Below are 13,219 nucleotides of genomic sequence, written 5' to 3' on the forward strand. Positions count from 1 at the left end.
CCAGGTTGAGTGTGTGGGCGCTGGCTTGAGGGCGGCCGCTGGATGAGAAGTATAGAGGATCGGCTCAGTGCGCAGCGTCGTGCAGCTGTGCCGCCAGCAGCGTGTTCTCCAGCAGCGAGGCGACGGTCATCGGCCCGACGCCGCCGGGCACCGGCGTGATCCAGGCCGCGCGCTCGGCGGCTGGAGCGAACTCGATGTCGCCATAAAGCCGGCCGTCTTCCATGCGGTTGATCCCCACATCGATGACGATGGCGCCCTCGCGGATCCATTCGCCCTTGACCAGCCCAGGCTTGCCTACCGCGACCACCAGCAGCTCGGCATTGCGCACGTGGCGTTCGAGGTCGTGGGTGAAGCGATGGCAGATGGTGGTCGTCGCGCCGGCGAGCAGCAACTCGAGCGCCATTGGACGGCCGACGATGTTACTGGCGCCGACGATCGTGGCATCGAGGCCGCGAGTGGGCAACTGGTAGTGCTCGAGCAAGCGCATGATCCCTTTCGGCGTGCAAGGACGCAGCACCGGCAGGCGCTGGGCGAGGCGGCCGAGGTTATAGGGATGGAAGCCGTCGACGTCCTTGTCCGGGTGAATGCGCTCGAGGATCGGGCGTGCATCGAGGTGGGCGGGCAGTGGTAGCTGAAGCAGGATGCCATCGATGCTCAAGTCTGCGTTGAGGTTGTCGACCAGCCGCTCGAGTTCGGCCTGGGTCGTATCGGCGCCGAGCCGATGCTTCACCGAATGGATGCCAGCCTGCTCGCAGGCGCGCTGCTTGTTGCGCACATAGACTTCCGATGCGGGGTCCTCGCCGACCAGGATCACCGCAAGCCCCGGGGTGCGCTGGCCGTTACGATGGCGTTTCGCTATTTCGGCGGCGACCTCCTTGCCAATGAGTTGGGCGACCGTCTTGCCATCGATCAATTGCGCGGCCATCGATTGAGTATCCTCTTGCTTGAAGCCGGTGATTGGAAGGAGAGGGGTCCGTATCCCGGCGGGAATGGCGAGGGTGCGCGGGTGACCACGGCCGTGCCGGCGGAGTGCGCGCAGCGCAAACCGCAGGGACGAGAATGCGACGATTGTCTCACGCCACCGCGAGCAGGCAAAGCCGCCGGCGCGGGCATCGTGGAGGAGGATGCTTGACCGTCGCGAGAAAGCCGGTAGAATGCGCCTCGCATCGATGGAGATCGACGCCGCCTCGGGGTATAGCGCAGTCTGGTAGCGCGCCTGCTTTGGGAGCAGGATGTCGGGGGTTCGAATCCCTCTACCCCGACCAACTCTTTGATTTGGAATGAAAATTTCAAAAAAGAGTTTGACGAGAAGGGTTGCTGGACGTACCATGCGCCCATAGCTCAACCGGATAGAGCAACGGCCTTCTAAGCCGTAGGTTGCAGGTTCGAGTCCTGCTGGGCGTGCCAAGCATCGTCCGCATGGGTGAGGCCCAAGGTTGGGTGAGTCGGCGAAATCCGATGCGTTGTTTCGGTAGTGGTGGATGTAGCTCAGTGGTAGAGCCCCGGATTGTGGCTCCGGTGGTCGTGGGTTCGATCCCCATCATCCACCCCATTGCCGAATCGCCTCTCGTCTGCCAGCGGTTGGCTGAACGGGAAGGAAGAGAAAAAAAGAGAGCCTTGATGCTCTCTTTTTTTATGCCTGTCAGTTTGTCCGAGGCTGAACGCCGATTCGCCTCTCTCGACCAAATAATCCCTGGAAAACCGCTGCCAGGCTTGAATCAGCCGATTTTATCCCCATTTTTAGCCTTCGAGTGCGCTTGCCAGCGCGGGGCGGGGTTCTTAGAATCTTCGCCTTTGATATCCAGTCTCGATTCATTCCTGTCGCCGTGCGAGCGTCGTTTGACCAGGATTCGCACGGTGCGCCAACACGCAACTCCCAGCGGGTAGAGGATCATCCATGCAAGTGTCTGTCGAAACGACTTCTGCGATCGGGCGCCGCCTGACCATCCAGGTACCGGCCGCTCAGGTCGACCAAGCCGTCGATGCCCGTCTGCAGCAGACTGCCAGGAATGTGAAGCTCAAGGGTTTCCGCCCGGGCAAGGTGCCGATGAAGGTGGTGCGCAGCCGTTTTGGTTCGGAAGCGCGCAGTGAAGCCGTAGGCGAGCTGATTCGTCAGAACTACGTACAGGCGCTGACCCAGGAGTCGCTGAACCCGGCCGGTTTCCCCGAAATCGAGCCGACCGTCAACGAGCCGGGCAAGGATCTTGAATTCGTCGCCAGCATCGAAGTCTATCCGCAGATCGAGCTGGTCGGCATCGAAGGCGCCGAGATCGAGCGTCCCAAGGCCGAGATCACCGACGCCGACGTCGACGAGATGGTCGAGACCCTGCGCAAGCAGGCGGCCGACTGGAGCGTGGTCGAGCGTGCGGCCGAAGATGGCGACCAGGTCACCATCGATTTCGAAGGATTCATCGGCGATGAGGCTTTCGAGGGCGGCAAGGGCGAAGGGCACAAGCTGGTGCTCGGATCCGCAAGCTTCATCCCTGGCTTCGAAGGCCAGCTGGTCGGCGCCAGCGCGGGCGACGAGCCGACTCTCAGCGTGACTTTCCCGGCTGACTACCAGGCCGAGCACCTGGCGGGCAAGGAAGCGACCTTCAAGACCAAGGTGCACAAGGTCGAGGCGCAATCACTGCCCGAGATCGACGCCGAGTTCACCAAGCGTTTCGGTGTCGAGAGTGGCGATCTCGCCGAATTCAAGGCCGAGGTCCGCAAGAACATGCAGCGCGAGCTGGATTCGGCGGTCGAGAACCGGGTCAAGCAGCAGGTGATCGATGCGCTGAAGAGCGCTAATCCGATCGAGGTGCCCAAGGCGCTGGTGCAGCAGGAAATCGACGCGCTCAAGCGTCAGGCTGCGCAGCAGTTCGGGCTCGGGGATGACTTCGACGTCACCCAGCTACCGAACGAACTGTTCGAAGAGCAGGGGCGTTCGCGCGTGCAGGTCGGTCTGCTGCTCGCCGAGGTGATCAGCCAGCAGGGCGTCGAGGCGAGCGACGAAGAGATTCGCGCATTCGCCGAGCGCGTCGCCCAGCAGTACCAGCAGCCCGAGCAGGTGGTCGAGCAGTACCTCGCCAACGAGCAGATGAAGAATCAGCTCAAGTCCGCGGTGCTTGAGAACAAGTCGGTCGAGAAGCTGCTCGAGCAGGCCAAGGTGAGCGAGGTCGAAATGTCCTATCAGGATGCGCTGGCCGCCGCGCAGGCGAAGGAAGAGGACGAGCAGGATGCCGATGCCGACGCCGAGGAAAAGCAGACCCAGGCGTGATTTCTCCGGCGGGTGCGCGGTCGCACCCGCCTGGGGAGGCGATGCGCTGATCGCAGCGGGTCGCGCGCGACCCGGCTTCGGCCGGGTCGTGGGTTTGCAATGCAGGGTCATTGGCATGACAGCCCCATGACGTGCGTTGAAGAGTGTGCTTTCATTGGCTAGTCGCGTGGTGATCGCCGTCGAGCCTCTTTCCACGGCGATCTTCAAGGCTAGGCACGACGATGGATCTACATGACTAAGGGCAGGGTCACGATGCGCAGCGAGTTCGATATCAGTAACGCCGGTGGACTGGTCCCCATGGTCGTGGAGCAGAGCGCGCGGGGCGAGCGCGCTTATGACATCTACTCCCGGCTGCTCAAGGAGCGGGTGATCTTCCTGGTCGGCCCAGTCGAAGACTACATGGCCAACCTGGTGGTGGCGCAGCTTCTGTTCCTCGAGTCGGAGAACCCCGACAAGGACATCCATCTCTACATCAATTCGCCGGGTGGTTCGGTCACCGCAGGGATGTCGATCTACGACACCATGCAGTTCATCAAGCCCGACGTCTCCACGCTCTGCATCGGTCAGGCGGCCAGCATGGGCGCGCTGCTGCTGGCAGGCGGCGCGGCCGGCAAGCGCTACTGTCTGCCCCATTCGCGGGTGATGATCCATCAGCCGCTGGGCGGCTTCCAGGGCCAGGCGAGCGACATCGAGATCCACACGCGGGAGATTCTCACCATTCGTGAGAAGCTCAATCGGATCCTCGCCCATCACACCGGGCAGGACATCGAGACCGTCGCGCGTGACACCGATCGCGATAACTTCATGGATGGCCAGCGCTCCGTAGAGTACGGTCTGATCGATGCCGTGCTAGAGAAACGTCCAAGCGTCTGACGTCCGATTGCTCTTGCCCGACGGGTGAGGGAAGAACCAGCTAGAGCGGCGGGCTCATTGGCCCGCCGCGAATCGAAGAGGTACACGAATGGCCGACGGTAAAGACAAGGACCGGGATGAGAACGGTAAGCTTTTGTACTGCTCGTTCTGCGGCAAGAACCAGAACGAAGTACGCAAGCTGATCGCGGGCCCGTCCGTCTACATCTGCGATGAGTGTGTCGATCTCTGCAACGACATCATTCGTGAAGAGGTACTGGAGGCCGAGGGCGAGGAGGATCAGGAACGCCTGCCCACGCCGCACGAGATCCGCCAGACGCTCGACGAATACGTGATCGGGCAGGAGCGCGCCAAGACCGTGCTCGCAGTGGCGGTGTACAACCACTACAAGCGTCTCAAGCTGAGCGCTGGTGACGATGTCGAGCTGGGCAAGAGCAACATCCTGCTGATCGGTCCCACCGGCAGCGGCAAGACGCTGCTGGCCGAGACCCTCGCGCGACTGCTCAACGTTCCCTTCACCATCGCCGATGCGACCACGCTGACCGAGGCGGGTTACGTCGGTGAGGATGTCGAGAACATCATCCAGAAGCTTCTGCAGAAGTGCGACTACGACGTCGAGAAAGCGCAGCGCGGCATCGTCTACATCGATGAGATCGACAAGATCTCGCGCAAGTCCGACAACCCCTCGATCACCCGTGACGTGTCCGGAGAAGGGGTACAGCAGGCGCTGCTCAAGCTGATCGAGGGCACCACCGCCTCGGTGCCGCCGCAGGGCGGGCGCAAGCATCCCCAGCAGGAGTTCCTGCAGGTCGATACCGGCAACATCCTGTTCATCGTCGGCGGTGCCTTCGCCGGGCTGGACAAGGTGATCCGGGATCGCGCCGAGAAGGGCGGGATCGGCTTCAACGCCACGGTGAAGAGCAAGGAGTCCAGCAAGGGCGTGGGCGATATCCTCGCCGATGTCGAGCCGGATGATCTGGTCAAGTTCGGCCTGATTCCCGAGTTCGTCGGGCGTCTGCCGGTGATCGCCACGCTCAACGAGCTCGATGAAGCGGCTTTGATCCGGATCCTCACCGAGCCGAAGAACTCGCTGGTGCGCCAGTACGCGCGCCTGTTCGAGATGGAGGGCGTCGAGCTGGACTTCCGTGAAGACGCGCTCAAGGCGGTCGCGCACAAGGCGATGTCCCGTCGCACCGGTGCACGTGGCCTGCGCTCGATCATGGAGTCGGTGCTGCTGGACACGATGTACGACATCCCTTCGGCGAGCAATGTCTCCAAGGTGGTGGTCGACGAGAACGTCATTGCGGGCTTGAGCGATCCGCTGCTGATCTACTCCTCCGCCAAGGATGAGGAAAAAAAGAAGCGTACCGTCAACCGCGACGCTTGAAGCCGCGATAGCGATGACGGCAAAAAGGGGCCCGATGGGCCCCTTTTTCGATCCCGATGCGCGTGTTCGCACCAAATGGTGGTTGCAATCGCTTCGTATTGCCCTCATCAAGGAAGCAATCCAGGTAGCTGCCGGTCGATGATTCGCCAGGCAGGGCCGCTCATTTTAATCACGAGGACAGTCTGCGATGGCGAACTCTCCCGAACAGACGCAAATCCTGCCTCTGCTGCCACTGCGTGACGTGGTGGTCTATCCGCAGATGGTGATCCCGCTCTTCGTTGGTCGCGAGAAGTCCATCCGCGCGCTCGAAGCGGCGATGGAGGAGAACAAGCGCGTGCTGCTCGTTGCGCAGCGCGAGGCCGGCCAGGACGATCCGGACGGCGAGGATCTGTTCTCGGTGGGAACGGTCGCTGAGATCATGCAGCTGCTCAAGCTGCCTGATGGCACCGTCAAGGTATTGATCGAAGGCGTTGCGCGTGCCGATGTCGGCGCCATCAACGAGACCGAGGAGTACGCCAGCGCCGAGGTTCGCCTGCGTGAGAGCCAGGCGTTGAGCGAGCGTGAACGGGATGCGCTGGTGCGTGTACTGCTCGAGCAGTTCGAACAGTACGTCAAGCTGTCCAAGAAGGTGCCCAACGAGGTGCTGACCTCTCTGCAGGGCATCGATGACCCTGGCCGGCTGGTCGATACCATCAGCGCGCATCTTTCGCTGGGCATCGGCGACAAGCAGTCGCTGCTCGAGATGGACAAGGTCCGTGAGCGCATCGAGCACTTGATGGCGCTGATCGAGGCCGAGATCGACCTGCTCCAGGTCGAGAAGCGCATCCGCTCGAGAGTCAAGGAGCAGATGGAGAAGTCCCAGCGCGAGTACTATCTCAACGAGCAGCTCAAGGCGATCCAGAAGGAGATGGGCGAGCTCGATAACGTTCCCAACGAGGCCGAGCAGTACGAGAAGCGCATCGAAGAGAGCGGGATGCCCAAGGAGGCCGAGGAGAAGGCCCGCCAGGAGCTCGGCAAGCTCAAGATGATGGCGCAGAGCTCGGCCGAAGCGACCGTGGTGCGCACCTACCTCGACTGGGTGCTGTCGGTGCCATGGAAGAAACGTACCCGGGTGCGCCACGACATCCCGCGTGCGGCCAAGATCCTGGACGAGGACCACTACGGTCTCGAAGAGGTCAAGGAGCGCATCCTCGAGTATCTCGCGGTGCAAAAGCGGGTCAAGAAGCTCAAAGGACCTGTGCTCTGCCTGGTTGGCCCTCCTGGCGTCGGCAAGACCTCACTCGGCCAGTCGATCGCCCGGGCGACCAATCGCAAATACACCCGTCTCGCGCTCGGCGGGGTGCGCGACGAGTCCGAGATTCGCGGCCACCGGCGTACCTACATCGGTTCGATGCCCGGCAAGCTGCTGCAGCGGATGGGTAAGGTCGGGGTCAAGAACCCGCTGTTTTTGCTCGACGAGATCGACAAGCTCGGTATGGATCACCGCGGCGATCCCGCCTCGGCGCTGCTCGAAGTGCTCGATCCTGAACAGAACGACAAGTTCAGCGACCATTACTTCGAGCTCGACTACGATCTCTCCGACGTGATGTTCATCTGTACCGCCAACTCGATGAACATTCCCGGGCCGCTGCTCGACCGCATGGAAATCATCCGGCTGCCTGGCTACACCGAGGACGAGAAGCTCGCGATCGCCAGGCGCTACCTGGTGCCCAAGCAGCTCACCGCCAATGGGCTCAAGGATGACGAACTGGCCTTCGACGACAGCGCGTTGCTCGAGCTGATTCGCTACTATTCCCGCGAAGCCGGGGTGCGCGAGCTCGAACGCCAGATCGCCAAGGTCGCGCGCAAGGTGCTGCGTGAACGTGTCGAGCGTGAGCGCGACGCGGCGGCGCAGGCCAGCCAGACGCTCGGGTTCGAGGACATCGAGCGCTACGCCGGTGTACGCAAGTACAGCTACGGCCTCGCCGACCAGACCGATCAGGTAGGGCGGGTCACTGGACTTGCCTGGACCTCCGTTGGCGGCGAGCTGCTTTCGATCGAATCGGTGACCACTCCCGGGAAAGGGCGGGTGAACAAGACCGGCTCGCTTGGCGATGTGATGAAGGAGTCGGTCAGCGCCGCGCTCACCGTGGTACGCTCCCGCGCCAAGTCGCTGGGGATCGATCCCGATCGGTTCGAAAAGGAAGACCTGCATATCCACGTTCCCGAGGGGGCGACACCCAAGGATGGTCCCAGCGCCGGTATCGGCATGGTCACCGCCATGGTCTCCGCCTATACCGGGCGCGCGGTGCGCTGCGATGTGGCGATGACCGGCGAGGTCAATCTGCGCGGTGAAGTGATGCCGATCGGTGGCTTGAAGGAGAAATTGCTGGCCGCTAGGCGCGGTGGTATAAAGACGGTGCTCATTCCTGAGGAGAATCGGCGAGATCTCAAGGAAGTTCCCGATTCGATCAAAGGCGCACTGGACATCCGTGCCGTCAAATGGATTGATGAGGTACTGAGTGTGGCGCTCGGGGAAAAGACGAACGTCGAAGCCGAAGACAAGCGCAAGGATGAGCTTGGCGCTAATCGGACAACGATTAGTACCCATTGATCACAAAGTTTCACCATGCTGCAGCAAAAACTGCGGCATGGTGCGGCCCGTACGCTGCTATTGCTTGACGCTATTTGGGCTCATTGCTATACAATGATGCCCGATGCGATCCTTCATTTTGCATTGATCACCGCGTACAGGCCTAGTCATTATCCGTTAACCCAAGGGGTGAAAAGTGAATAAATCCGAACTGATCGAAGCCATCGCGGCTTCCGCCGACATTCCGAAGGCGGCTGCCACTCGTGCTCTTGACGCGATGATCGATTCTGTCACTGATAGCCTCAAAAAAGGCGACACCGTTGCGCTGGTAGGTTTCGGTACCTTCACCATCAAGGAGCGCGCCGCTCGCACCGGTCGCAACCCCCAGACCGGTAAGCCGATCGAGATCTCAGCGGCTAAAGTCCCGAGCTTCAAAGCCGGCAAAGCACTCAAGGACGCGGTCAACTAAGCCGTTCCCACGTCAACGGGCGGTGAATGGCGCAATGACCTGATAGCATTCGTTTATCTCCTAGCCCGTGATACGTAAAGCGCATCGGATCCGATGCGCTTTTTGTTTGTCCGTGGTCATGGCGTCAAGCCGGAGCTTCGATCCCAGCGACCTCTCTTAAGCAGGTGAGTGGGCGTCGCTTGGCGTGGCGCGGGCCGGCATGGGTATAATGCTGCGCCATACCGGGACAGCCAGCGATCAATCGAGGTCTGAATGCTGCAAGATATCAGGGACCGCTCCAAGGGGTGGGGCGCGAAAATCATCGTTGGTGTGATCGTCGTCGTGTTTGCGCTGTTTGGCCTCGAGTCACTCGGCTACTTGCTTTCCGGCTCGAGCAACGATGCCGCGACGGTGAACGGTGAAGGGATCAGTCGACAGAGCGTCGACGAGGAGCTGATGCGGGCGATGCGGATGGGCCAGCTGCCGCCCGGCCAGGAGCAGGCCGCGCGCGGGCAGTTCCTCGACCAGCTGATCCAGCGTGAGCTGCTCTCGCAGTACGCGCACGGGGGCGGGATGGGCTTCTCCGATGGCCAGATCGACCAGCTGCTGGTGGGGCTGCCGGACTTCCATGACCAGAGCGGGCGTTTCTCGAGCCAGATCTTCCTGCAGCGGCTGGCCCAGATCGGCCACTCGCCGGAGAGTTTCCGCGCCTACCTGCGCGAGGACATGGTGATCCGCCAACTCCAGGATGGGTTCGGTCTCGCCAGCTTCTCCACGCCGAGCGAGCGCAGCCGTCTGGCGAGCTTGAGCAACGAGACGCGCAGCTTCCGCTATGCGACGCTTTCGCCTGATGACCTGGGCGAATCACCCAGCGTCGATGAGGCTGAGCTCCAGGCCTACTATGAGGCCCATCAGGCTGACTACCTGCGCCCGGAGCAGGTGCGCCTCGATTACATCGTGCTCGACAAATCGACGCTCGCGCAGAACATCGAAGTGAACGACGAGGAGCTGCGCGAGGAGTATGCCCGCCAAGCGGCGGACGTGCCGCGCCAGGTCTCCGACATCGTCGTCTCGATCGACGACCAGCGCGATGAGGCCGAGGCTCGGGAGCTGGTCGCGACGATCCAGAGCCGGCTGGCCGAGGGCGAGGATTTCGCCGCGCTCGCCCGCGAGTTTTCCGATGATGCTGCCTCCGCCAGACGCGGTGGCGACCTGGGCAGCGTAACGCCCGGCATCTTCGGCGATCCCTTCGACAGCACCATCACCGCGCTCGAGGTCGGCCAGGTCGGCGAGCCGATCCTGTTCGACGGTGCTCTCCACCTGCTTAAGGTCACCGGTCTGGACATGCCCTCGTTCGATGAGCTGCGCGATCAGCTTGCGGATCAGCAGCGCATGCAGCGTATCGATGGCGAGTTCCAGCAGCTGGCGCAGGAGCTCTACGACCAGAGCTTCACCGCCGATGACCTGTCGAGCGTCGCCGAGGCGACCGATCTACCGCTGCAGCACAGCGAGTGGATCTCCCGCGACACCGACGAGGCGCCATTCAGCGAGCCCGGTGTGATGGATGCTGCGTTCTCCTCCCAGGTGCTCGAAGAGGGCTTCAACAGCGACGTGCTCGAACTGGGCGACGATCGCCGCCTGGTACTGCGCGTCGCCGAGCATCGCGACCAGGAGACCCTGCCATTCGAGCAGGTGCGTGATCAGGTGCGCGAGGCGGTGATCTTCGAGAAGAACCGCAGCGCACTGGCGCAGCGGGCCGAACAGCTGATCGAGTCGCTGCGCAGTGGTGAACAGCCGAGCGTCGACTGGCAGCGTGCCGATGCGGTGGGACGCGATGCGCAGGCGCCGGAGCGTGCGGTGATCGACGCCGCCTTCTCACTGCCGCGTCCGCAGCAGGAGGGTCCGCGCTACGGTCGCATCGCGCTCGAGGATGGCCGCGAAGTGGTGATCGCGCTCGATCAGGTCGGCACCCGCGACGATGCCGCCGCAGAGGGCCAGATCGCCACCTCGCTGCGCCGCGTCGAAGCCCAGAGCGCAGTGGGTGGGCTATTCAGGGAGTTGAACGAGCGGGCCGAGATCGAGCGTCACTGAGCTCGGCCCCTCACGCAAACGGGCAGCCTTCGGGCTGCCCGTTTGCGTTTGCGGGAATCATCAGGTGCTGGATTCGAGCCAGCTCAAGCGTACGAGGGCTGTCGCTGCATCGCTTGCGCAGATCTCGCGGTCGAAGGAGAAATCGAGGCATACCTTCGGCCGCGAGGGCTGGCCGAACAGCCTGCAGCGATTGTCCTCATCGAGCTGCACGCAGCGTACTCCCGCCGGCTTGCCCAGCGGCATGCCTGGAATCGTCGAGCTGATCGACGGCGCGATGCAGCAGGCACCGCAGCCGGCTCGGCAGCCCGCTGCGGTCATCGCTTCGCCTCGGCGGTGGCACCCTTGCCGATTCCCTCGAAGGCCTGTACCCGGATTCGACCGCCATGGGCCAGCGCGGTCTCCTCGGCGAGCCAGTGGGCGATCTGCTCGACGGTGGTGGTGAAGGGCATCAGCACCACCCGTTCCCGCGGCAGGCGAATACGGAACTGGCCCTGGAGGGATTCATAGGCGAAGCGCAGTGACTCATCCTCTTCGCTGCCCACCAGGTCGGCGCGATCGGCGAGATAGATGTCGGCGAGCCGTGCGCACCAGCGCTGGATCAACGCCTCGTCGAGCTCTCCATCGCGCCAGATTCCGAGCCGCGAACGGTGCCCGTGGGCGATGCGCTGGCAGTTGCCGGCATGGTGCTTGAGGCCGTGGCTATAGGTATAGCCAAAGCCCGGCGCAATGGGCTCCTCGCGCAGCTGCACGCGGACTTCGCCGACCCGGGGCGGTGGGCGCTTGCCGAGCTGCTCGCCCAGGTAGCGGCTGAGCCGCTGCGGCTCGATCGTCGACCAGGGCAGCAGAGTGAAGGCCTGGCGCGGCGCGCGTACCTCCATCGGCCAGGGCAGCTGGGTACGCACGCAGAGCCCTTCGGCGCACTCGCTGACGCTTAGGCCCGGCATTTGCGTCGGTACGATCAGGGTATGGTCGAGGGTGGCGTCGATCTGGCGCTTGGCCCAGGGTTTGACCTCGCCGAAGTCGAACAGCATGCCGTCTTCGCCGAGCTCGCCGTCGAGCTCGACGTCGACCTGCCAGCTGGCGCCGACCAGGCCACGCTCGGCGCACCAGTAAGAGGCGTCGAGCGCGGTAAGGGAGTGCACGAACAGGTTCATCAGTCGATTCCTACGATCTTGTGCATCTGCAGCGACAGCCGCCAGCGCGGATGGCGCATGCAATATTCGAGCGTCTCCTTCAGGGTATCGCCTTGGCCGCCGCGCGGTGCAAGATCCATCGCCTGGAGGAAGAAATGGGTGAATCCAAGCGCCTCGAAGCGCTCCGGCGGCGCTTCGAGCTGCGGATAGACCAGTTTGATCTCGTCTCCGCCGCTCACCGCAAGCTGGCTCGCGCCCTTGGGGCTGACGCAGAGCCAGTCGATTCCCGCCGGTGGCGCCAAGGTGCCGTTGGTCTCCACCGCGATTTCGAAGCCGCGCGCATGCATTTCTTCGATCAGCGCGGTGTCGAGCTGCAGCAGCGGCTCGCCGCCGGTGAACACCACGTAGGGCACGACGCCCGCCGCGCGGCTCGGCCACAAACGATCGATATGTTCACCGAGCGCCTGCGCGGTGCGAAAACGCCCGCCGTTCTGGCCGTCGGTGCCGACGAAGTCGGTGTCGCAGAAGCGACAGATGCTGCGCTCGCGGTCCTTCTCCCGCCCGGACCACAGATTGCAGCCGGTGAAGCGGCAGAACACCGCCGCCCGGCCGCTGCGCGCACCTTCCCCCTGCAGGGTGTAGAAGGCTTCCTTGACCGCGTACATCAGCGCACGCCGTCGACGTAGTCGAGCGGGTCCTCGAGCCCATGGGCGGCGAAGGCGGCCAGCCGCTCGCGGCAGCTGCCGCACTCGCCGCAGGCCTGCGCCTCGCCGAGGTAGCAGGTCCAGGTCTGCGCGTAGTCGAGTCCCATCGCCAGGCCATCGGCGAGGATGCTCGTTTTGTCGGCATGCAGGTAGGGGGCGACCACCTCGACCGGCTGGTAGTTGGCGATCGCCGCCACCGCATTGATCTTTTCGACGAATTCGGGGCGGCAGTCGGGGTAGATCGCATGATCGCCACCATGGGCGCCGTAGAAGCACACCGGCGCTTCGATATTGACCGCATGGCCGATCGCCAGCGCAAGCAGGATCATGTTGCGGTTCGGCACCACGGTCGAACGCATGTTGTCGCCGGCATAGGCGGCCTTGGGCAGCGGCTTCGACGCATCGGTCAGCGAGGATGCATCGATCAGGCCGTGGATCGCGCGCAGATCGACGACGCGATGGTCGATGCCGAGCCGGCTGCAGACCCGTGCGGCGACCTCGAGTTCGCGGCGGTGGCGCTGGCCGTAGTCGAAGGAGAGGGCGTGGACCTCGAAGCCTTCGTTGATCGCACGGTGCAGGACGGTGAAGGAGTCCATACCGCCGGAGTAGATGACGACGGCGCGGCGGGAAGCAGCGCGAGGGTATTGGGCATTACTGGACATGGCGGAGAATTTGTTCCGATGGATGATCGGGCCCGGGATCCGGTCCGGGACGTCAGGAGACGCCGATGGCGTGCCATTGGCGTCGAGAGCGCG

General features: G+C 63.2%; 11 protein-coding genes and 3 tRNA genes. 9 read left to right on the forward strand and 5 right to left on the reverse strand.

Annotation, left to right across the window (positions count from 1 at the left end):
* Nucleotides 1-64: 64 nt before the first annotated feature.
* A complete protein-coding gene (gene folD, locus A5892_RS09730; protein ID WP_064122637.1) occupies nucleotides 65-925 on the reverse strand; it encodes a bifunctional methylenetetrahydrofolate dehydrogenase/methenyltetrahydrofolate cyclohydrolase FolD in 861 nt (286 codons plus the stop codon).
* Nucleotides 926-1,188: 263 nt separating this feature from the next.
* Between folD and A5892_RS09735 the strand changes: the two genes are divergently transcribed.
* The 9 genes from A5892_RS09735 (at nucleotide 1,189) to A5892_RS09775 (ending at nucleotide 10,627) form a co-directional block, all read left to right on the forward strand.
* A tRNA-Pro gene (locus tag A5892_RS09735) sits at nucleotides 1,189-1,265 on the forward strand.
* 65 nt (nucleotides 1,266-1,330) lie between these two features.
* Nucleotides 1,331-1,407 (forward strand) — tRNA-Arg (locus A5892_RS09740).
* A 70-nt stretch (nucleotides 1,408-1,477) separates the two neighbouring features.
* Nucleotides 1,478-1,552, forward strand: a tRNA-His gene (locus A5892_RS09745).
* Between the two features lie 345 nt (nucleotides 1,553-1,897).
* A complete protein-coding gene (gene tig, locus A5892_RS09750) occupies nucleotides 1,898-3,259 on the forward strand; it encodes a trigger factor (RefSeq protein WP_064122638.1) in 1,362 nt (453 codons plus the stop codon).
* A gap of 252 nt (nucleotides 3,260-3,511) precedes the next feature.
* Complete coding sequence (clpP, locus tag A5892_RS09755; protein WP_027350718.1) at nucleotides 3,512-4,132, forward strand: ATP-dependent Clp endopeptidase proteolytic subunit ClpP; 621 nt, start codon at nucleotides 3,512-3,514, stop codon at nucleotides 4,130-4,132.
* An 88-nt stretch (nucleotides 4,133-4,220) separates the two neighbouring features.
* Nucleotides 4,221-5,516, forward strand: coding sequence for an ATP-dependent Clp protease ATP-binding subunit ClpX (clpX, locus tag A5892_RS09760; protein WP_027350717.1), 1,296 nt, complete (start codon nucleotides 4,221-4,223; stop codon nucleotides 5,514-5,516).
* 187 nt (nucleotides 5,517-5,703) lie between these two features.
* Nucleotides 5,704-8,109 carry an endopeptidase La gene (gene lon / locus A5892_RS09765; protein ID WP_064122639.1) on the forward strand — a complete coding sequence of 802 codons (2,406 nt, stop codon included), beginning with the start codon at nucleotides 5,704-5,706 and terminating at the stop codon, nucleotides 8,107-8,109.
* Nucleotides 8,110-8,284: 175 nt separating this feature from the next.
* Nucleotides 8,285-8,557 carry a nucleoid-associated protein HU-beta gene (hupB, locus tag A5892_RS09770; protein ID WP_027350715.1) on the forward strand — a complete coding sequence of 91 codons (273 nt, stop codon included), beginning with the start codon at nucleotides 8,285-8,287 and terminating at the stop codon, nucleotides 8,555-8,557.
* Between the two features lie 252 nt (nucleotides 8,558-8,809).
* Nucleotides 8,810-10,627: a SurA N-terminal domain-containing protein gene (locus A5892_RS09775; RefSeq protein WP_064122640.1), complete on the forward strand. Its 1,818-nt coding sequence runs from the start codon at nucleotides 8,810-8,812 to the stop codon at nucleotides 10,625-10,627.
* 60 nt (nucleotides 10,628-10,687) lie between these two features.
* On the opposite strand, the gene A5892_RS09780 is transcribed toward A5892_RS09775, so the two are convergent.
* From A5892_RS09780 to queC, 4 genes are read right to left on the reverse strand one after another with little or no spacing between them, the layout of a single operon-like run.
* Complete coding sequence (locus tag A5892_RS09780; protein ID WP_064122641.1) at nucleotides 10,688-10,945, reverse strand: YkgJ family cysteine cluster protein; 258 nt, start codon at nucleotides 10,943-10,945, stop codon at nucleotides 10,688-10,690.
* The gene (locus tag A5892_RS09785) at nucleotides 10,942-11,781 is read right to left on the reverse strand and encodes a 6-pyruvoyl trahydropterin synthase family protein (RefSeq protein WP_064122642.1); all 840 of its coding nucleotides are present in this window, start codon (nucleotides 11,779-11,781) and stop codon (nucleotides 10,942-10,944) included. The genes A5892_RS09780 and A5892_RS09785 overlap by 4 nt, the downstream gene beginning before the upstream one ends.
* Nucleotides 11,781-12,425, reverse strand: a complete 645-nt coding sequence (queE, locus tag A5892_RS09790; RefSeq protein WP_064122643.1) for a 7-carboxy-7-deazaguanine synthase — start codon at nucleotides 12,423-12,425, stop codon at nucleotides 11,781-11,783. Before queE ends, A5892_RS09785 begins: the two co-directional genes overlap by 1 nt.
* The gene (queC, locus tag A5892_RS09795; RefSeq protein WP_064122644.1) at nucleotides 12,425-13,126 is read right to left on the reverse strand and encodes a 7-cyano-7-deazaguanine synthase QueC; all 702 of its coding nucleotides are present in this window, start codon (nucleotides 13,124-13,126) and stop codon (nucleotides 12,425-12,427) included. Before queC ends, queE begins: the two co-directional genes overlap by 1 nt.
* Nucleotides 13,127-13,219 lie beyond the last annotated feature (93 nt).

Source organism: Halotalea alkalilenta, assembly GCF_001648175.1.
Lineage (GTDB): Bacteria > Pseudomonadota > Gammaproteobacteria > Pseudomonadales > Halomonadaceae > Halotalea > Halotalea alkalilenta_A.